Annotated in this window: 19 protein-coding genes; 12 read left to right on the top strand and 7 right to left on the bottom strand. The window is 66.7% G+C overall.

The annotated features are described in order from the left end of the window. The first annotated feature begins 45 nt into the window (after nucleotides 1-45). Both A5747_RS18250 and A5747_RS18245 read left to right on the top strand, forming a co-directional pair. Nucleotides 46-2,076 (top strand): prolyl oligopeptidase family protein, encoded by a 2,031-nt coding sequence (locus A5747_RS18250; protein ID WP_076126797.1) that lies wholly within the window; start codon nucleotides 46-48, stop codon nucleotides 2,074-2,076. Beyond that, complete coding sequence (locus A5747_RS18245; protein WP_076126795.1) at nucleotides 2,073-2,399, top strand: hypothetical protein; 327 nt, start codon at nucleotides 2,073-2,075, stop codon at nucleotides 2,397-2,399. The genes A5747_RS18250 and A5747_RS18245 overlap by 4 nt, the downstream gene beginning before the upstream one ends. A gap of 61 nt (nucleotides 2,400-2,460) precedes the next feature. On the opposite strand, the gene A5747_RS18240 is transcribed toward A5747_RS18245, so the two are convergent. Beyond that, nucleotides 2,461-2,952, bottom strand: a complete 492-nt coding sequence (locus A5747_RS18240; protein ID WP_076126792.1) for a MarR family winged helix-turn-helix transcriptional regulator — start codon at nucleotides 2,950-2,952, stop codon at nucleotides 2,461-2,463. Between the two features lie 69 nt (nucleotides 2,953-3,021). Between A5747_RS18240 and A5747_RS18235 the strand changes: the two genes are divergently transcribed. From A5747_RS18235 to A5747_RS18225, 3 genes are all read left to right on the top strand, one after another. Next, the gene (locus tag A5747_RS18235; protein ID WP_233148080.1) at nucleotides 3,022-3,687 is read left to right on the top strand and encodes a class I SAM-dependent methyltransferase; all 666 of its coding nucleotides are present in this window, start codon (nucleotides 3,022-3,024) and stop codon (nucleotides 3,685-3,687) included. Nucleotides 3,688-3,739: 52 nt separating this feature from the next. Further along, the gene (locus tag A5747_RS18230; RefSeq protein WP_076126788.1) at nucleotides 3,740-4,654 is read left to right on the top strand and encodes a crotonase/enoyl-CoA hydratase family protein; all 915 of its coding nucleotides are present in this window, start codon (nucleotides 3,740-3,742) and stop codon (nucleotides 4,652-4,654) included. Between the two features lie 65 nt (nucleotides 4,655-4,719). Beyond that, on the top strand, nucleotides 4,720-5,172 hold the full coding sequence (locus A5747_RS18225; RefSeq protein ID WP_076126786.1) for a DUF5078 domain-containing protein: 453 nt from the start codon (nucleotides 4,720-4,722) through the stop codon (nucleotides 5,170-5,172). A gap of 21 nt (nucleotides 5,173-5,193) precedes the next feature. Here A5747_RS18225 and A5747_RS18220 read toward each other — a convergent pair whose 3' ends face one another. Next, entirely contained in the window at nucleotides 5,194-6,372 is a 1,179-nt protein-coding gene (locus A5747_RS18220; RefSeq protein WP_076126784.1) for an SRPBCC family protein, read from the bottom strand. Between the two features lie 19 nt (nucleotides 6,373-6,391). On the opposite strand from A5747_RS18220, the gene A5747_RS18215 reads away from it, so the two are divergent. Further along, a complete protein-coding gene (locus tag A5747_RS18215) occupies nucleotides 6,392-7,234 on the top strand; it encodes a PaaX family transcriptional regulator C-terminal domain-containing protein (RefSeq protein WP_076126781.1) in 843 nt (280 codons plus the stop codon). A gap of 2 nt (nucleotides 7,235-7,236) precedes the next feature. Here the strand turns inward: A5747_RS18215 and A5747_RS18210 are convergent, their stop codons facing one another. The 3 genes from A5747_RS18210 to A5747_RS18200 all read right to left on the bottom strand — a co-directional run bounded on the left by A5747_RS18210 (nucleotide 7,237) and on the right by A5747_RS18200 (nucleotide 11,520). After that, entirely contained in the window at nucleotides 7,237-10,161 is a 2,925-nt protein-coding gene (locus A5747_RS18210; protein WP_076126779.1) for an RND family transporter, read from the bottom strand. Further along, nucleotides 10,158-10,706, bottom strand: a complete 549-nt coding sequence (locus A5747_RS18205) for an MmpS family transport accessory protein (protein ID WP_076126776.1) — start codon at nucleotides 10,704-10,706, stop codon at nucleotides 10,158-10,160. Before A5747_RS18205 ends, A5747_RS18210 begins: the two co-directional genes overlap by 4 nt. Before the next feature lie 127 nt (nucleotides 10,707-10,833). Beyond that, nucleotides 10,834-11,520 (bottom strand): TetR family transcriptional regulator, encoded by a 687-nt coding sequence (locus A5747_RS18200; protein WP_076126773.1) that lies wholly within the window; start codon nucleotides 11,518-11,520, stop codon nucleotides 10,834-10,836. Nucleotides 11,521-11,633: 113 nt separating this feature from the next. Between A5747_RS18200 and A5747_RS18195 the strand changes: the two genes are divergently transcribed. From A5747_RS18195 to A5747_RS18170, 6 genes are read left to right on the top strand one after another with little or no spacing between them, the layout of a single operon-like run. After that, a complete protein-coding gene (locus tag A5747_RS18195) occupies nucleotides 11,634-12,929 on the top strand; it encodes an NAD(P)/FAD-dependent oxidoreductase (protein WP_076126770.1) in 1,296 nt (431 codons plus the stop codon). After that, nucleotides 12,926-13,648 carry a DUF1365 domain-containing protein gene (locus A5747_RS18190; RefSeq protein ID WP_369805136.1) on the top strand — a complete coding sequence of 241 codons (723 nt, stop codon included), beginning with the start codon at nucleotides 12,926-12,928 and terminating at the stop codon, nucleotides 13,646-13,648. Before A5747_RS18195 ends, A5747_RS18190 begins: the two co-directional genes overlap by 4 nt. Further along, nucleotides 13,645-14,907, top strand: a complete 1,263-nt coding sequence (locus tag A5747_RS18185; RefSeq protein WP_076126767.1) for a class I SAM-dependent methyltransferase — start codon at nucleotides 13,645-13,647, stop codon at nucleotides 14,905-14,907. Before A5747_RS18190 ends, A5747_RS18185 begins: the two co-directional genes overlap by 4 nt. After that, entirely contained in the window at nucleotides 14,904-15,695 is a 792-nt protein-coding gene (locus A5747_RS18180; RefSeq protein ID WP_076126764.1) for a DUF1295 domain-containing protein, read from the top strand. Before A5747_RS18185 ends, A5747_RS18180 begins: the two co-directional genes overlap by 4 nt. An 11-nt stretch (nucleotides 15,696-15,706) precedes the next feature. Then, a complete protein-coding gene (locus tag A5747_RS18175) occupies nucleotides 15,707-16,282 on the top strand; it encodes a sigma-70 family RNA polymerase sigma factor (protein ID WP_076126858.1) in 576 nt (191 codons plus the stop codon). Then, nucleotides 16,279-16,977 (top strand): anti-sigma factor, encoded by a 699-nt coding sequence (locus A5747_RS18170; RefSeq protein WP_076126761.1) that lies wholly within the window; start codon nucleotides 16,279-16,281, stop codon nucleotides 16,975-16,977. The genes A5747_RS18175 and A5747_RS18170 overlap by 4 nt, the downstream gene beginning before the upstream one ends. Here A5747_RS18170 and A5747_RS18165 read toward each other — a convergent pair. Both A5747_RS18165 and A5747_RS18160 read right to left on the bottom strand, forming a co-directional pair. Continuing rightward, nucleotides 16,974-17,825 carry a hypothetical protein gene (locus tag A5747_RS18165; RefSeq protein WP_076126759.1) on the bottom strand — a complete coding sequence of 284 codons (852 nt, stop codon included), beginning with the start codon at nucleotides 17,823-17,825 and terminating at the stop codon, nucleotides 16,974-16,976. The two genes, A5747_RS18170 and A5747_RS18165, sit on opposite strands and share 4 nt — an antisense overlap. Before the next feature lie 10 nt (nucleotides 17,826-17,835). Next, complete coding sequence (locus A5747_RS18160; RefSeq protein ID WP_076126757.1) at nucleotides 17,836-18,360, bottom strand: mycothiol transferase; 525 nt, start codon at nucleotides 18,358-18,360, stop codon at nucleotides 17,836-17,838. Nucleotides 18,361-18,370: the final 10 nt, after the last annotated feature.

Genomic DNA, 18,370 nt, shown 5'->3' with positions numbered 1-18,370 from the left:
TCCTGCGATACAGCTCACACTACCGCCGGGGCCACAATGGCTTCCATGACTAAGGCTGCCGATGCCGACCTCTCGGCCGAAGACCCGTACCTGTGGCTCGAGGACGTCACCGGCGAGGAGGCGCTGGATTGGGTCCGGGCGCGCAACGAGCCGACGCTCGCCGAATTCTGCGATGCGCGGTTCGAGGAGCTGCGCACCGAGGCGCTCGAGGTGCTCGACACCGACACCCGAATCCCTTACGTCGTTCGCCGCGGCGAGTACCTCTACAACTTCTGGCGCGACGCCGCCAACCCGCGCGGGCTGTGGCGGCGCACCACCCTGGACAGTTATCGCACCGACTCCCCCGAGTGGGACGTGCTGATCGATGTCGACGAGTTGGGTCGCACCGACGACGAGAAATGGGTGTGGGCCGGCGCCGGCGTCATCGAACCCGACCACACGCGCGCGCTGATCGCCCTGTCGCGGGGCGGCTCGGACGCGTCCATCGTCCGCGAATTCGACATGACGACAAGGGAATTCGTCGCCGGTGGGTTCGAGCTGCCCGAGGCCAAGTCGCAGGTCTCCTGGGCCGACCCGGACACCGTGCTGGTGGGCACCGATTTCGGCGTCGGCTCGCTCACCGAATCGGGCTATCCCCGCGTGATCAAGCGGTGGCGGCGGGGTACGCCCCTGGCCGACGCACAGACCGTGTTCGAGGGCACGCCTTCCGACGTCCGCGTATTCGCCTCGGCGGACCGGACACCCGGCTTCGAGCGCACGCTGCTGCTTCGCGCACTCGACTTCTGGAACGACGAGGTCTACGAGCTACGCGGCGCGGAGCTGATACGCATCGACGCGCCCACCGACGCCAGCGTGTCGATCCACCGCGAGTGGATATTGATCGAGCTGCGCACCGATTGGTACTTCCGCGACACGGTTTACAGCGCGGGTTCGCTGCTCGCGGCCGACTACGACGAATTCCTTGCCGGCACAGCCGAATTGCGGGTGGTGTTCGAGCCCGACCAGCACACCGCGCTCAACCACTACGCGTGGACGAAAGACCGCCTGCTGATCGTCACGCTGGCCGACGTGGCGAGCCGCGTGGAGATCGCCACGCCGGGCGCGTGGCGGCGCGAGCCGGTGCCGGGCATCCCGGCCGCCACCAACGCCGTCGTCGTCACCGCCGACGACACCGGCGACGAGTTCTTCCTCGACTCCAGCGGATTCGTCACTCCGTCGCGGCTGCTGCGCGGCGCCGGCGACAGGCAACCGGACCCGATCAAATCCGCACCGGCGTTCTTCGATGCCGAAAATCTTTCCGTGGCACAGCATTTCGCGACCTCCGACGACGGAACGTCGATCCCGTACTTCGTGGTACGCCCCGGCAATGCGGACGGCCCCGGCCCCACCTTGCTGAGCGGCTACGGCGGCTTCGAAGTCGCCAGGACCCCCGGATACGACGGCGTGCTGGGCCGGCTGTGGCTGGCCCGCGGCGGGACCTTTGTGATGGCCAACATCCGCGGCGGCGGCGAGTACGGGCCCGGGTGGCACACGCAGGCGATGCGCGAGGGCCGGCACAAGGTGGCCGAGGATTTCGCGGCGGTGGCAACCGATCTGGTGCGCCGCGGCGTCACGACGGTCGAGCAGCTCGGCGCGCGCGGCGGCAGCAACGGCGGTCTGCTGATGGGCATCATGCTGACCCAATACCCGGAAAAGTTCGGCGCGCTGGTCTGCGATGTGCCGCTGCTGGACATGCGGCGCTATCACCTGTTGCTCGCGGGCGCGTCCTGGGTGGCCGAGTACGGCGATCCGGACAACCCCGACGACTGGGAGTTCATCTCCAAATATTCGCCGTACCAGAACATCTCGCCCCGGACGTATCCGCCGGTGCTGTTCACCACGTCGACCCGCGACGACCGGGTGCACCCGGGCCACGCCCGCAAGATGACGGCGGCGCTGCAGGCCGCGGGCCACCGGGCCTGGTATTACGAGAACATCGAGGGCGGGCACGCCGGCGCGGCCGACAACGAGCAGGTCGCGTTCAAGTCGGCGCTGAGCTACTCGTTCCTCTGGCGGACCCTGGGAGGCAAGGCATGAAGATCGTCGACATCATCGAACTCGGCTTGGTCTTCGCCGGGCTGGTTCTGATCGCCGCCGGCTGGGCGCAGATACGTTTTCGCTTCATCGCCGAGCGCCGCAAGGCCCGCTACTTCTATTGGGGGACCTCGGCTCTGGGCATCATCTTCTTTGCCTTCGGGACGGGCAAACTCTGGCCGAACGCCGTCATGACGACGCTGATCTTCACCGCCATCGTGGTGGGATCGGCCTACCTGGCATCGCCTTATCTGAAGATCGGCGACCGGATCTATGCATGGAATCCGGAGAACCGCCAGTCCGACCCACCCGATGAGGAGCGCTAGCCCACATCCCCTGGGTTACCTTGGCGATGGGAATTCGACGCCATCACGCCAACCACTACGGTCAAGAACCGGCCGCTTCAACTCTGTTGTGCGCGACAGTCACGCGACGAGGGTGTTCCATCGGAAACTCGTTCATTTTTGAGAACAGCTTCACGACTGAGCGCAGTTCGGGTTCTGGCATTCCATGCAGGAGGGTCTCCATTTGCCGCTCGATCTCCGCATAGACGGCCCGGATTTTCTTTAACTTCGCAGGATTCAAACGCACCAGAATGCTGCGGCGGTCGCGCGGGTTCGGCTGCCGCTTGACATAGCCGCCTTTCTCCAGTCGGTCGAGCATCACCGTGACGCCGCCCGTGGTAAGCCCAGTGCAGCGGGCCAGCTCGCCAGGGGTCGACGGACCGAGCAAGTCGAGCACGTTGATGCACTGCATATCGGTGAGGCGCAAGCCCAACCTGTCGGCGATCTGCTGGTTGTTGAGAATGCTTCCGGCGATGAACTGCCTGAGGCAGCGGATCACGGTCTCGTGCAACGCGGCGCGGTTTGAGCTTGACATCGGCTTCAGTTCGCCTACTCTCTAACTATCTTATTTACTAAGATACATTCCCGCAAAGGAGTGCTTCGCGTGGCGGCCGTGACGACCAAAGGGTACCGGGGAATGGGGATGGAGGGCGCCATCGCCCGCTGGTATGACAAGAGCACGCGCAAGGACATGGAGCGCTTCCGAGCGCTGGCTGCGCGTGTGCGCGAGTTGCTGCCGCAAGGCGGCGACATGCTGGAAGTGGCACCGGGCCCCGGCTACTTCGCGGTCGAAATGGCAAAGGGCGCAGCTTATCGCGTGACCGGGCTCGACATCAGCCGGACGATGGTGGAGCTGGCGCGTAAGAATGCCGCCGAGGCGGGCGTCGAGGTCGACTTCCGCCACGGCAACGCCTCAGCGATGCCGTTCCCGGACGAGAGCTTCGATCTTCTGACATGTAGTGCGGCGTTCAAGAATTTCTCGGAGCCGCACCATGCACTGCAGGAGATGTACCGCGTGTTGCGCCCCGGCGGCATGGCGCTGGTCGTCGACTTGCGCAAGGACGTGCCGATGTCCGAAATCAAAAAGCACTTCGACACGGTGGGGCTGGGCACGGTCGAACGCTGGATGACCCTCGCCGCGTTTCGGTTCATGCTGCTTAGACGGGCTTATACGAGAGCGCAGTTTGAGCGGATGCTCACCGACGTTGCTTTCCGGGAAAAGGAAGTTCGGAACGCGGAGATTGGCGTCGAACTCTTGCTCCGCAAGTGAAGCAGTGTTCTGACCGCTAGACACATCACCATCAAGCGGCTTCGCTTGAGCCATGTCGACACCAGACTTCGAGACGCTGCTGTACACGACGGGCGGGCCGGTCGCCACCATCACGCTGAACCGCCCCGAGCACCTCAACACGATCGTGCCGCCCATGCCCGACGAGATCGAGGCCGCCATCGGCCGGGCCGAGCGCGACCCGGGGGTCAAGGTCATCGTGCTGCGCGGCGCGGGCCGCGCATTCTCCGGCGGCTACGACTTCGGCGGCGGCTTCCAGCATTGGGGCGAAGCCATGATGACCGACGGCAAGTGGGACCCGGGTAAGGATTTCGCGATGGTCAGCGCCCGCGAGACCGGGCCGACTCAGAAATTCATGGCCATCTGGCGGGCGTCCAAGCCGGTCATCGCGCAAGTACACGGCTGGTGTGTGGGCGGGGCCAGCGACTATGCGCTGTGCGCCGACATCGTGATCGCCAGCGAGGACGCGGTGATCGGCACCCCGTACAGCCGCATGTGGGGGGCCTACCTGACCGGCATGTGGCTGTATCGGCTGAGCCTGGCCAAGGTCAAATGGCACTCGTTGACGGGCCGGCCCCTTTCCGGAGTCCAGGCCGCCGAGGTCGAACTGATCAACGAGGCGGTGCCGTTCGAGCGACTCGAGGCTCGCGTGGCCGAGATCGCCGCCGAGCTGGCCCGCATCCCGCTGTCCCAACTGCGGGCGCAGAAGCTGATCGTCAACCAGGCCTACGAGAACATGGGCCTGGCGTCGACCCAGGTGCTGGGCGGCATTCTCGACGGCCTGATGCGCAATACCCCCGACGCCCTCGACTTCATCAGGACCGCCGAAACCCAAGGTGTGCGCGCCGCGGTCGAGCGCCGCGACGGCCCGTTCGGCGACTACAGCCAGGCCCCGCCGGAGCTCCGCCCGGACCCCTCACACGTCATCGTCCCTGATAGCGGTACTTAGTAAGATAGGTTACGAATTCGCTACCGCCTGTCCTTCGCCACCCGGGAAGTGCTACCGTAGCCACTATGTCTCGGCTCAGCACCAGCCTGCGTGCAGGCGCCATGTTCCTCGCCCTGGGCTTCGCCGCTGCGACGGTCCCGACCACCGCGGCGGCCGATTCCACCGAAGATTTCCCCATCCCGCGCCGGATGATCAACACCACCTGCGACGCCGAGCAGATCCTCGCGGCGTCCAGGGACACCAGCCCGGTGTACTACCAGCGGTACATGATCGACTTCAACAACCACCCGAACGTCCAGCAGGCGACCATCGACAAGGCGCACTGGTTCTACTCGCTGTCGCCGGAGGACCGCAGGAATTACTCCGAAAACTTCTATGCGCCCGTCTCCGATCCGCTGTGGGTGGCCTGGCCCAACCACATGAAGATCTTCTTCAACAACAAGGGTGTCGTGGCCAAGGCCACCGACATCTGCAACCAGTACCCGCCCGGCGACATGTCGGTCTGGAACTGGGCCTAGTACTCGGGTCAGCGCTCGCAGCTAGCCGACGCGCGCCAGCCGCGCATCCAGAGTCGCGTGAAAGCGACCGATCGCGCTTTCGTGGCGCCCGAACTCCAGGAAGGTGTTCGCCCCGGCGTGCAGACCGCGCTGCACGCCTTCGGACATCTCGTTGTCCTCTAAGGCACCGGCATCGAGCAGACTGCGCGCCCGCGGCTCGGCGTCGCCCGCGTTCCACAGCTTCTGGGCAACCGCGGGCGTGACCATCGCGTAGAGGGAGACGACGGAGTTCGCGACGTCCACCGGGTCGATCACGATCAATATCGTCTGGTCGGGGAACGTCGCAATCATCACATTGGGGAACAGGTGATACACGTAGGTCACCCGGGCATCGATGTTCCACGCCGATTCGGGACGATCGCGAAGTCGCTCAATGTTGCGGTACGGGAACGTGATTCGAGTATTGGGGCCGAACGATTCGACGACGGTGAGATCGTCGTACTGGAGCGGGAAAAACGTGTCCTTGTGCGTCGAGCGGATGTGATAGCCCTCCAGAAACTGTTCGACGAGGACTTTCCAATTCATCTGCCGCGCAGTGGCGTTCACCAACACCAGCCTCTCGGCCGGCAGCAGCTTGTCGCGCCAGGGGCTGCCGTCGGACAGGGCCGCCATGGCATCGTCGGCACGCTGTCGCCCCGAGTCGGTTGCCGGTGGATCGAGGGCGTCGATGACGATCAGGCCGTCCACCTCGCGGCTTTCCACCTCGACCAGGCCGCGGGCCGACATGTCCAGATCGGGGAACGCCTCGTCGTGCGGAACGTGTGACAGCGAGCCGTCCAGCCGATACGTCCAGCCGTGGTAGCGACACACCAGCGCGTGCGAGCAGCCCCGACCCTCGACGAGGGCCAGCCCCCGGTGCCGGCATGCGTTGCGGAACACCCGGGACCGGCCGTCGCGGCCGCGCACGGCGAACAGTGGCACCCCAAAGGTGGTGCGTTCGGCGTGGTCGCCGACGTTGGGGATGGCCGCCGAGGGCAGGTACACACTCGGGTAGGCGCGCAGCACCCGCATCTCCTCGGCGAATCGGCTTGGATCCACGTAGTTGCGGACCGGCTCGCGCCACACCTCGCCCTCGTCGGTGGTTCCCGCGTCGATATGGGAAAGGATCCGCCGGACGATCTCCACGTCCGGGGCTACCGGAGATCTTGTCGGAGTGCTCATAGTCTGGAAGTATCACACTGTGCCCGTCACGCGTCAATCGTTTCGTGATAACCGTTCCGAGGTCGCCGCGGTAGTCGGAGACCGGGCGCTCAGCGCGCGCTCGGTACTCGCGAGCGCGTTACTGGGGGCCGACCAACCTCGGCTCACCGCCGCCGAGCTCGTCGCGGTGGCCTCACTGTTCGGCATCAGCGGGGGCGCCGCGCGCACGTGCCTGTGGCGCATGGTCTCCAGCGGGGAACTCACCAGCGACGACGGGACCTACGCCCTGGCGGGACACTTGCTGGAACGACGCGAACGCGTCGACGACGCCTCGCGCATCCCGGACGTGGCCACCCGCGGCTGGGATGGAACGTGGGAACTGGCCGTCGTCTCGGCCGAGCGCCGGCCGCCGTCCGAGCGGCTCGAGCTGCGTAAGGCCGCCACCGCGCTGCACTTGGCCGAACTTCGCGAGGGCGTGTGGATGCGCCCGGATAACCTTGACCCGCAACGACTCCCGACCATGCGCAGCGTCCTGGACCGCCAATGCGTCCATTTCCACAAGGCCGCCTCGACGATCGCTGACGACACCGTGAGATCGCTGTTTTCCCTTGATGATTGGGCCAGTGAGGCGAAGCGGTTGGCCGGCGCCATGCGGGCCGAACTCGACGGCCCCGCGCTAAACCATGACGACACCAGCGCCAGCTTCCGCTTCCAATTCGCGTTGTCGATCGCCGTCGTCCGGCACCTGCAACTCGACCCGCTACTGCCGACGCACTTCATCTCGGACGACTGGCCGGGAAATCGGCTGCGCGATACCTACCGGGTTTTCGACGAAGCGTTCAAACACCGTATGCTCAACGCCTTTCGGCGCACACCGACGTAAGATCAGCGCGCTTGTACCAATCCGCCCGCCGGGGGCTCATCGACGTCGATCAACTCGCGCACGGCGGGACGCGGTCCGTATGGCCGCAGCATGGTGCTGGCCGGCCGGGGTCGCACGTGCTGCGGCCACCAGAACCAGCGCCCGAGCAGGGTGGCCAGCGACGGTGTCATGAACGACCGCACGATCAAGGTGTCGAACAATAGACCCAGCGCGATCGTCGTACCCACCTGGGCCATCACCAGCAGCGGGCTGAACATGAACGTGGCCATGGTCGCGGCGAACACCAGACCGGCGGAGGTCACCACCGAGCCCGAACCGGCCATCGCGCGGATCGTCCCTGTCTTCAGCCCGGCGTGGATTTCCTCCTTGAACCGCGATATCAGCAGCAGGTTGTAGTCGGAGCCGACCGCCAGCAGCAGGATGATCGCCATCGCCAGGACCATCCAGTGCAACTTCATGCCCAGGATGTACTGCCACAGCAGGACGGAGAGTCCGAATGAGGCGCCTAGGGACAGCAACACCGTACCGACGATCACAAAGGCCGCCACGACGCTTCGGGTGATCACCAGCATGATGATGAAAATCAGTGTGGCGGCGGCAATTCCGGCGATCAGCAGGTCGATGTTGGAGCCGTCGTGCATGTCCTTGTACGTCGCGGCGGTACCGCCGAGGTAGACCTTGGCGCCCTCCCAGGGCGTGCCCTTGATCGCCTCGTGCACCGCCTGCTTGATCGGTTCGATGTGGCGGATGCCTTCGGGACTCGCCGGGTCGCCTTCATGGGAGATGATCAGCCGGACGGCGCGCCCATCCGGCGAGATGAACTGTTTGAGACCTCGCGCGAAATCCGGGCTGTTGAACGCCTCTGGCGGAAGGTAGAACGTGTCGTCGTTCTTCGCTTTGTCGAAGGCATCGCCTTGCGCGGTGGCGTTGTCGGCCTGCGCCTTCGCCTGGTCGTTGAGACCGTTTGTGATCGCGTAGTTCGACATGACGGTGTCGAGGTTGCGCTGCTGACTCTCGATCTGCGGCGGGATCAGCGCCACCAGCTTCGGCTGAATCTGATCCAGCTTGTCCAGGTTCGCGCTGAGCTCCACGATGTTCTCAGCCACCTGGTCGATGCCGTCGAGCGCGTTGAAGACCGACCGGAGTGCCCAGCAGGCCGGGATGTCGTAGCAATGCTTCTCCCAGTAGAAGAAGCTGCGGATCGGGCGGAAGAAGTCGTCGAAGTTGGCGATGTCGTCGCGCAACGCCTCGGTGATCTTCACCGTTTCTTTGGTGAGCCTGGTGGTTTCGTGTGTGGTGTTGCTCAGATCCTGGGTGACCTGCATCTGCTCACGCAGCGTTGCCATCGTCCTGCGCAGCTCGTCCGCCTGCTTGAGCAGGTTTGCCGCCTGCTGTTCCTGATAGTGCTGGGTCTGGAGCCGCCCTGCGGCTTGTGCGCCCATCTGAAAACCGAGGGTGCTGTGGTCGAGCGGCGTGCCCAACGGCCGGGTGATGGTCTGCACCCGGCCGATACCGGGGATGTGGAAGACCGCCTTGGCGACCTTGTCCAGGACGATGAAGTCGGCCGGGTTACGCAGGTCGTGATCGGTCTGGATCATCAACAGCTCAGGATTGAGCCGAGCCTGGTCGAAGTGCCGATCCGCGGCGGCATAACCGACATTGGCCGGGGTGTCCGCCGGCAGGAAGTGGCGATTGTCGTAGTCGGTCTTGTAACCGGGCAGGGCGAGCAGACCAACCAATGCGATCCCAATCGTCACCGCGAGAACCGGTGCGGGCCACCGGACGACCGCCGTGCCGATACGACGCCAGCCCCGAGTCTGCAGCTTTCGCTTCGGATCCAGCAGCTTGAAGAATGACGCCACCGTCAGGATCGCCGGAGCCAGCGTCAAAGCCGCGAGCACCGCGACCAGCATGCCGACCGCACACGGCACCCCCAGCGACTGGAAGTACGGCAGCCGGCAGAAGCTCAGGCAGTACATCGCGCCGGCGATGGTCAATCCCGACCCGAGCACGACGTGCGCGGTGCTGTGGAACATGGTGTAGAACGCTTGTTCGCGCGACTCGCCCAAACCGCGCGCTTCGTGATAGCGCCCGACCACGAAGATCGCGTAATCCGTCCCGGCGGCGATCGCCATCAGCACCAGCATGTTGTTGGCGAAGGTGGACAGCCCCATGACGCCGTAGTTACCGAGCGTCGCGACGACACCGCGGGCCGCCGCCAGCTCGATGAACACCATCGCCAGCATGATCAGCATGGTGACGACCGAGCGGTAGACGAACAGCAGCATCACCACAATCACTGCGAAGGTGACGAGCGTGACCTTCGCGACGCCCTTCTCACCCGCGTGGGACTGATCGGCGAACAGCGGACCCGCCCCGGTGACGTAGGCCTTGATGCCCGGCGGCGCGGGCACCGAGTCCACGATCTTGCGGACGGCTAAGGCAGACTCGGTCGCCTCCCCGCCGCCCATGTTGCCGGCCAGGTAGACCTGGACGTACGCGGCCTTTTGATCGTGGCTCTGGGAACCCGCCGCCGTCAGCGGATCGCTCCAGAAATCCTGGACGTGCTGAACGTGCTTCTTGTCTTGCTCGACGCGCCTGACGATCTCGTCGTAGTAGCGGTGCGCTTCGGCCCCGAGTGGCTTGTCGCCCTCCAGCAAGATCATCGCCGAGTTATCGGAGTTGAACTCCTTGAACGTCGATCCGACCTTCATCATCGACTGAAAGGACGCCGCGTCCGTCGGACTCATCGACACCGAGTGGGTTTTTGCGACGACCTCCAGCTGCGGGGCCACGGTGTTGGTGATGAACACGATGCCCAACCACACCAGGACGATCGGCAGGGCCAGCCGGTGGATCATCCGCGGCAGGAACGGCGGGATCAGCGGCTGGTCGACGCGCGGCGGAGCCTCGGCTGGCTCGCTCATGCGGACTTGTCCAGGCAGTAGACGAAGGCGTTCACGGTTTGGTTGGGATTTGAGCGGTTCGGAGTCTTGATGACGTCACCGCTCCCGTCGTGCTTGTTCACCACGAACTGGCAGGCGATCCAACTGCCGTCGCCTTGCGCCACCAGGTTTGCCGGAATGCCGGGCTTGGTTGAACTCAATACTTTGCTCCAGGGCAAGGGCACGTTGAGGGCCTGCTGCGGGTGGGAGTTTTCGTCGAGGTAGTTGATGGTGGCCGTGCTGCCCGGTGGGCCCCAGACCTGGAGCGTGATCGTCTTGGCGTTGAACTCGTCGAGGACCTCGCCCGAGGTGCCACCACCGAACGAACCGCGGTGAACGCCGAAGACGCCGTGCAATCGATAAACGACGAATCCCGACACCGCGACCACAGCCGCGATCGTGAGCACCAGCCAGAAGCGGCCAAGCAAACCCTTTTTCTTGGCGCGCTGTGGGGCGACCTCGTTGCCCTCGCTGTCGGCGGAGCCCTGCTTCATTAGCGGCTCGGTCCTTGGCTCAGTCGTCGTCATGGGCGCTTCAAGTCCTTCACGGGCGAAACATTAAATAGCCTAACGTTAGCGACGACCCACGGCCTCTTGAACGCGTAGGCCACCTCAGTCCCCCTTCGACGGCCCTTCTGCACCCGCGCGTCGCTGTTCATGACGACTCGGAGACGAGGCCGATGCAGGTAGCCGTCAGCACTCGGGTAAGGGCGGATGCGAAGTCGATGTTCCACTCGGGCGGCAGGGCGTCGGGCTCCTCCGCATAGGCGTCGGTCAGCCGCTCCGGGGGATTGGCGATCTGCCAGAACGCCGCGGCCAACGAGTATGCGGCGATCAACATGTCGAAGGCGCCGGAGCGGCCGAGCGCGGGCAGCGCACCCTCGATGGCATCGGCCAGCGCGACCGCGGCGGCGGCGATGTTCCGCCTCACCTCGACGACCCGCTCAATGTCCACCTCGTGCTCGAGATGCAGGTGCAGGTTGGACAGCAGGTCACAAAACAGCGGGTCGGCCGCGAGCGCGTTGGCCAAGGTCTCGGCCACCAGCGCCGGCGATTTCGCCCCCGGCTTGCCCAGCTCCTCGCAGACCGTGCCCGACCAGCGGGCCCACCCTTCGGCGGCAAGGTGCAGCAGCACCTCCTTGTGCGAGGTGAAGTAGCGCCGCACCGCGGAGTAGTGGATTCCCGCGCGACCGGCAACGGCGGTCAAAGTGACTGAGGCGACTCCGGTCTCGACCGCCAGCGAGCGCGCGGCTTCGACAAGGGCCGCCGCACGTTGACGCTTGTTCTCCTCGGTGCGGGCGCGCTGGAAGGTGAGTTGCGCCACCGGCTGAGGATAACGCACATCGTGTGATTTGTATAACGCACATCGTGTGATTTGCGGTCGTTCACCCTCGGCTAGACACCGGTAAGCGCCCCGCAGCCCGTCCGCCAGGTCGGTGGCTCCGAATAGCTGATGTGGATCAGCCCTACGCACGCTCGGTCGCGGTCATCGGCAGCGGCGTCGCCGGCCTCACCGCGGCCTACGTCCTCTCCGGGCGCGAACGCGTCACCCTGTACGAAGCCGACGCGCGGCTCGGCGGTCACGCGCACACCCACGTCGTCGACGACGGTGACGGGCGGGTCGTCGCCGTCGACTCGGCCTTCTTGGTGCACAACGACCGGACCTACCCGACACTGTGCCGATTGTTCGGTGAACTCGGCATCGCCACCCAGGATTCGGAGATGTCAATGTCGGTGCGGGCCGACGACATCGGACTCGAATACGCTGGCGCCCTTGGGGTCCGGGGCCTCTTCGCATGCCGGCAGTCGCTGCGACCGCGCTACCTGCGCATGCTCGCCGAGATCGTCCGGTTCCACCGTGCCGCCTTGCGCCTGCTGGGCGACGATGCCGACGGCCTCGAGACGCTGGACGCCTTCTTGAACCGACACGGATTCTCGCCGTACTTCATCGACTACTTCATCACGCCGTTGGTGGCGGCGGTGTGGTCCTGCGCCGGCGACGACGCGTTGCGGTACCCGGCCCGCTATCTATTCGTCTTCCTCGCGCACCACGGCATGCTGTCGGTGTTCGGCTCCCCCACGTGGCGCACCGTGACCGGGGGCTCGGCAACCTACGTGCGGGCCGTCGCCGCCCGGCTTGACGAGGTATCGACGTCGACGCCGGTGCACTCCCTGCGCCGGGTGCCCGACGGGGTGGTAGTGCGGGCGGGCAACAACCCGCCGCGGCTTTTCGACGCCGCCGTCGTCGCGGTGCATCCCGACCAGGCGTTGCTGTTGCTCGACGGCGCGACGCCGCGAGAGCGCGCCGTGTTGGGCGCGATTCCGTACTCCACCAATCGGGCCCAGCTGCACACCGACTCGTCGGTGCTGCCGCGCCACCGCCGCGCGCGGGCGTCGTGGAACTACCTGGTGACTCCCGGCAACGACCGCGTGGTGGTCAGCTACGACATCAGCAGGCTGATGCGTCTCGATGCCCGGCGCCGGTACCTGGTCACCCTGGGCGGGCATGACCGGGTGCGACCCGAATCGGTGATCGCCGAGATGACCTACAGCCATCCGCTGTACACGCCGCAATCCGTTGCGGCCCAACGCTTGTTGCCGACTCTGGGCGACGATCGATTGGTCTTCGCCGGCGCCTACCACGGCTGGGGGTTCCACGAAGACGGCGCCGCGTCGGGGCTGCGCGCCGCCCGCCGGCTCGGCGCCGACTGGCCGGCGGCGACCCGGCCCCGGGAGGTGGCCGCGTGCTGACCGACGCGCTTCCCGAAGTGCTGACACCCGCGATCTACCGCACCACGATCACCCACTGTCGGCGGGTTCCGGTGCGCCACGCGTTCGAATACCGAAGCTACAGCTGGTATGTCGACGTCGACGATCTGCCCCGGCTGCCCTGGTGGCTGCGGCCGTTCGCACGATTCCGCGCCGACGACCACTTTTCGAACGGCGGCTCACTGCGCGAACGGCTCAGCGCTTTCTTCGCCGAGAACGGCGTGGCCACACCCGAGGGTCGCATCACCGCGCTGCTGCAGGCCCGCGTGTTCGGTTATGTCTTCAACCCGCTGAGCGTCTTCTGGTGTCATGACCGAGACGGCCGGCTGCGTCAGGTGATCGCCGAGGTGCACAACACCTACGGCGAACGTCACGCCTACCTGTTGCCCCCGGCCGACCTTCCGGTGGCCACGGCCAAACAGTTCTACGTGTCGCCGTTCAACCCAGTCGACGGCTACTACCTGGTGCGAGCGCCCCGCCCCGGCGCCGTCGTCGACATCACCGTTTCGCTGCACCGCGAGCACCGGCGGGCGTTCCCGGAATTCAGCGCCACCATGCGCGGACAGCGGCGTCCGGCAACGAGCAGACAGGTCGCGATCATGCAAATCATTTCGCCGCTGGCGCCGATGGTGGTCGCCGCGCGCATCCGGATACAGGGGATCAAGCTGTGGTTACGTCGACTTCCGGTGGTACCGCGATGAGCCTGAAGGCCATCCAAAAGCCCTCGGCGGCAATCGATTCGAAGCGCTGGCCGGCGGTCGCGACGGTGCCGTCGAGCCCTTTCGCCGGGGCTATCGCCGACCGGCTGCTGCGGCGCGCGGTCGCTCGCCTACCGCTGCGGCTGGTCTATCCCGACGGCGCGGTGGTCGGAGCGGCGGACCCGACTGCCCCGACATTGGTGGTTCATCGAGCGGATGCGCTGGCGCGCCGGATCGAGCGGCACGGACTGATCGGGTTCGGCGAGTCCTACATGGCCGGCGAATGGTCGTCGCACGACCTCACCCGGGTGTTGACGGTCTTCGCCAGCTCGGTGGCCGATCTGGTGCCGCGCGCATTGCAGTGGCTGCGGCCGATCGGCCCGGCGTTTCGGCCGCGCTGGCGCGGCGCCGGCCGAGATCAGGCCCGCCGCAACGTCGCCGAGCATTATGACCTCTCCAACGACCTGTTCGCCGCGTTCCTCGACGAGACGATGACCTACTCGTGCGCGCTGTTCCCCCGGCTGCCCGCGGCCGCGGGCGACCTGGCCGCCGCGCAACGACGCAAGATCGATCGGCTACTCGACATAGCCGAAGTCGGTTGCGGCAGCCGGGTTCTCGAGATCGGCACCGGGTGGGGCGAGTTGTGCATCCGCGCGGCCGCCCGCGGGGCGCAGGTCCGTTCGGTGACCCTGTCGGCCGAGCAGCAGCGCCTGGCGCGGCGTCGGGTCGCCGCGGCCGGGCTGTCCGACTCGGTCGAGATCGACCTGTGCGACTACCGCGACGTCGACGGCTGCTACGACGCGGTGGTGTCGGTCGAGATGATCGAGGCGGTGGGATATCACTCGTGGCCGCGGTATTTCGCCACGCTCGAACGGCTGGTGCGCCCCGGTGGCCGCGTAGCGATCCAGGCGATCACCATGGCGCATCGCCGGATGCTGGCCACCCGCAACACCCACACCTGGATTCAGAAGTACATCTTCCCCGGCGGGCTGCTGCCGTCCACCCAGGCCATTTCCACTATCACCGAGCGGCGCACCGGTTTACACACCGTCGACATGACCTCGCTGCGCCCGCACTACGCCGAGACCCTGCGCCTGTGGCGGGAGCGGTTCACCCAGCAACGAGATGAGTTGACGCACTTGGGTTTCGACGAGGTCTTCGCGCGCATGTGGGAGCTTTACCTGGCGTACTCCGAGGCCGGATTCCGGTCGGGCTATCTTGACGTCTACCAATGGACGTTCACACGCGAGGGCCGCAGATGAATCCGATCAACCTCCTCGAAGTATCCGGTGCGTCGATTGCGGCGCTGGCAGTCGTGCACTCGGTCACGTTCGCCATCGGCAGGCGGATCGGCCGCTACAACGTCGTCGACGTCGCCTGGGGCGTGGGCTTCGTGGCCATCGCCGCCGTCGCCGCGACCCTCGGGCACGGCGAGGCGAGCAGGCGATGGCTGCTGCTGGCGCTGGTGGCGATCTGGGGCCTGCGGCTCAGCTGGCACATCCAGCGCAAGACCGCGGGCAAAGGAGAGGATCCCCGCTACGCCGCCATGCTGCGCGAGGCCACGCTGTCCCAGGTGATACGCAAAGTCTTTGTGCTGCAAGCCTTCATCACCTGGTTCGTCTCCTTCCCGCTGCAGTTGTCGGCGGTCAGCGGTCCCACGCCGAAACCACTGACGGCCGTCACCGTGCTGGGCGTGGCGGTGTGGCTGGTCGGCGTCACCTTCGAGGCGGTCGGCGACTGGCAGCTGAAGGCATTCAAATCGGATCCCGCCCACCGCGGCACGGTGATGGACCGCGGCCTGTGGGCCTGGACGCGCCACCCCAACTACTTCGGCGACGCGGCGGTGTGGTGGGGATTGTGGCTGATCACCATCACGGGCTGGGCGTCGCTCGCGACGGTCGGTTCGCCGCTGCTCATGACCTACTTCCTGGTGTACGTCACCGGAGCCCGGCTCACCGAGAAGTTGATGGCCGGCCGGCCGGGCTTCGACGAATACCGGCAACGGACCGCGTTTTTCTTCCCGCGACCGCCCCGATCGGTGTGGCGATAGGCTACCGATCGATGACCGGAGCGGCGCAGCGAAGCGGGGACCTCGACGCCCTGCTGCGCAGGGTCGCGCGCGGGGACCGCGACGCCTTCGCCGCCGTCTACGACCTGACCAAAAGCCGGGTGTTCGGACTGGTGGTACGGGTGCTGCGCGATGCCGGCTACAGCGAGGAGACCACGCAGGAGATCTATCTCGAGGTGTGGCGAACCGCGTCGGAGTACGACGCCTCGAAGGGTTCCGCCCTCGCCTGGCTGATGACCATGGCGCACCGGCGGGCCATCGACCGGGTGCGCGCCGAGCAGGCCGGCAGCCGTCGGGAATCACGCTACGGCGCAGCCAATGTCGAACCCGTCGGCGCCGCGGCGCACGACCCGGTCGCCGATTCCGCGATCGCCGTCGAGGAACGTCGCCGGGTGACCGAATGCCTGGACGCGCTGACCGAGGCGCAGCGGCAGTGCATCGAGATGGCCTACTACGGCGGCCTGACGTACTCCGAAGTGTCGCAGCGGTTGGCCGCCAATTTGTCGACGATCAAGTCGCGCATCCGCGACGCCCTGCGCGGCCTGCGCAACTGCCTGGACGTGTCATGACCGACCCGACCGATTTCGAGTTGCTCGAACTGGCGGCGCCGTATGCCCTGCACGCCATATCGGACGGGGAGCGGGCCGACCTCGACCGGCGGTTGGCGTCCGCGCCGGCGCCGGGGGCCGCCGCCTTCAACGACGCGGTCCGCGCCGTCCGCGAGACGATGGCGGTCGTGGCGGCGGCCACCGCGACCGAACCCCCGGCACACCTGCGGAGGACCACGCTGGCGGCGGTGAAGTCTCGTGGCGTGCGTCAATTGAGTTGGCGGACGGCCGCTTTGGCGTCCGCGGCGGCGGCGGTCGTGGTGGGCGCCGCGGCGTTCGGTGTCGGGGTGCTGATGCGGCCGCCGGCGCCCTCGACGGTCGCCGAACAGGTGCTGGCCGCCCCCGATGTGCGGACGGTCTCGCGACCGCTGGCGAACGGGACCGCCACCGTCATGTTCTCCCGCGACCGCAACGCCGGCGTGCTGGTGATGAACAATGTGCCGCCGCCGTCGCCGGGCACCGTCTATCAGATGTGGCTGATCGGAACCAACGGCCCGACCTCCGCCGGGACGATGGGCGCCGCGGCCGTCGCGCCCTCGACGAAGGAGACGCTGACCAACCTCGGATCGTCGACGGCCCTGGCGTTCACCGTCGAACCCGGCGCGGGGTCGCCGCAGCCGACCACCCCGATATTGGCCGAATTACCGCTGAGCTAGGCCGTTTTCGGGGACTTCTGCACCAGGGCGCCGAGCACCGCGACGACCACGCCCAACACCACCAGCGCGGCGCCGGTGACCAAGGTCAGGTTCAGCCAATGACGCAGCCCGGCCTCGGCGTGGTCGATCATCACCTCGGCGATTCGGCGGATGTCGCCGGTGGTGTGATTGAGCGCCCTGTTCACATACCCGCCACCGGCCTCGATACCCGCCCATCCCGCCGCGCCGACGAGCAGCGCCGAGACGCCGAGGCTGGTCAGTGCCTTGCCGCGGCGCCGGGCAGCGGCCAGCGTCAGCAGCGCGCAGAATCCGCTCAGGGCCGCCGCGCCGAGACTCACCCACGGGCCCCAGGTGGCGAGCCGGCTCAGCTGCCCCTGCCGCAACGGGCCGGACACCGTCAGCGGAACGGTCAGCGTCGCAGGCACTTTCACGTTGTGACTGCTCAATATCCGTTGCAGCGAATCGTCTTTGAGCATCGGGGCCAGGTCGATGACCCACGAATCGCTCGACCCGCTGCCGGTGAACAACCAGCCGTGGGCGGCCCGGTTCACCTGGGCGAACAGCGGCGGAAAGCCGGGCCCGGACGTGAACGCGGTGGCGGCGGCGTGCACCTGCTGGCCGTCGACCGGATAACGTCCACCGCCGCGCTCGGCGATGAGCGCCATCGCCCGGGTGGTGAGCTCGGAGGCCGCCGCCGACTGCAGCGCCGGATCGGCCGCGGCATTCTTTGCAAACGCCGCGTAGCCGTCGTCGTTGATGACGTTGCACTGCGCCCACGCCGCCGGAATGGCCACGGCCAGCGCGACCGTGGCGGCCAGCCACAAGACCACCGTCGTCGCGAATCGCACGCGTTAGAACCTACTGTGCGATCCCGCGCAGATAGGCCGCCTGCCCGAGGTGCTGGGCGCAGTCGTCGATGATGCTCACCAGCCGCGCGCTGGCGGTGACCGGTGGATCCCAGTTAGTGTCCACGACGCGGGACAGCTCGGCGGCGGTCACGTCCGCGACGTAGGACAGCGTGAACTTGTGCACCTCGTGGTAATAGCCGGACAGCAGGTCGGCGGGCGCATGCACCTTCGCGACCTCGTCGGGGCCGTGCCCGTAGCCGGTGTCGTTGCGCGGCAGGTCCAGGCCGAACCGGTCCACCCAGCCGTCGCGGGTCCACACCTGCTCGACCCCGGCGACATCGGCCAGCTGGATGTCCTGCACCCGGGCGCTGTGCCAGATCAGCCAGGCGATGCTGTTGGCGCTAGGGGTCGGCCGGTAATTCGAGAGCTCGTCGGTCAACCCGTCGGTGAGCTCGTCGACGTGTTCGATCAATCGGGTGAACGAGTCGCGAAGCAGCTCTTGTGCGGCGGCGTCGGTGCCGGGGGTACTGGCCATGCCACCGACA

It is taken from the genome of Mycobacterium sp. IS-836, assembly GCF_001954275.1.
GTDB lineage: Bacteria > Actinomycetota > Actinomycetes > Mycobacteriales > Mycobacteriaceae > Mycobacterium.
The sequence above is the reverse complement of the archived record's forward strand: the minus strand, read 5'-3'. Positions and strand labels throughout refer to the sequence as shown.

What these genes read in the sequence shown, in the direction of transcription:
- A5747_RS18240 (WP_076126792.1), bottom strand. Translation starts at nt 2,952, where the DNA reads ATGTCAAGCTCAAACCGCGCCGCGTTGCACGAGACCGTGATCCGCTGC.
- A5747_RS18180 (WP_076126764.1), top strand. Translation starts at nt 14,904, where the DNA reads ATGAATCCGATCAACCTCCTCGAAGTATCCGGTGCGTCGATTGCGGCG.
- A5747_RS18250 (WP_076126797.1), top strand. Translation starts at nt 46, where the DNA reads ATGACTAAGGCTGCCGATGCCGACCTCTCGGCCGAAGACCCGTACCTG.
- A5747_RS18245 (WP_076126795.1), top strand. Translation starts at nt 2,073, where the DNA reads ATGAAGATCGTCGACATCATCGAACTCGGCTTGGTCTTCGCCGGGCTG.
- A5747_RS18185 (WP_076126767.1), top strand. Translation starts at nt 13,645, where the DNA reads ATGAGCCTGAAGGCCATCCAAAAGCCCTCGGCGGCAATCGATTCGAAG.
- A5747_RS18230 (WP_076126788.1), top strand. Translation starts at nt 3,740, where the DNA reads ATGTCGACACCAGACTTCGAGACGCTGCTGTACACGACGGGCGGGCCG.
- A5747_RS18175 (WP_076126858.1), top strand. Translation starts at nt 15,707, where the DNA reads ATGACCGGAGCGGCGCAGCGAAGCGGGGACCTCGACGCCCTGCTGCGC.
- A5747_RS18205 (WP_076126776.1), bottom strand. Translation starts at nt 10,706, where the DNA reads ATGACGACGACTGAGCCAAGGACCGAGCCGCTAATGAAGCAGGGCTCC.
- A5747_RS18225 (WP_076126786.1), top strand. Translation starts at nt 4,720, where the DNA reads ATGTCTCGGCTCAGCACCAGCCTGCGTGCAGGCGCCATGTTCCTCGCC.
- A5747_RS18220 (WP_076126784.1), bottom strand. Translation starts at nt 6,372, where the DNA reads ATGAGCACTCCGACAAGATCTCCGGTAGCCCCGGACGTGGAGATCGTC.
- A5747_RS18170 (WP_076126761.1), top strand. Translation starts at nt 16,279, where the DNA reads ATGACCGACCCGACCGATTTCGAGTTGCTCGAACTGGCGGCGCCGTAT.
- A5747_RS18210 (WP_076126779.1), bottom strand. Translation starts at nt 10,161, where the DNA reads ATGAGCGAGCCAGCCGAGGCTCCGCCGCGCGTCGACCAGCCGCTGATC.
- A5747_RS18160 (WP_076126757.1), bottom strand. Translation starts at nt 18,360, where the DNA reads ATGGCCAGTACCCCCGGCACCGACGCCGCCGCACAAGAGCTGCTTCGC.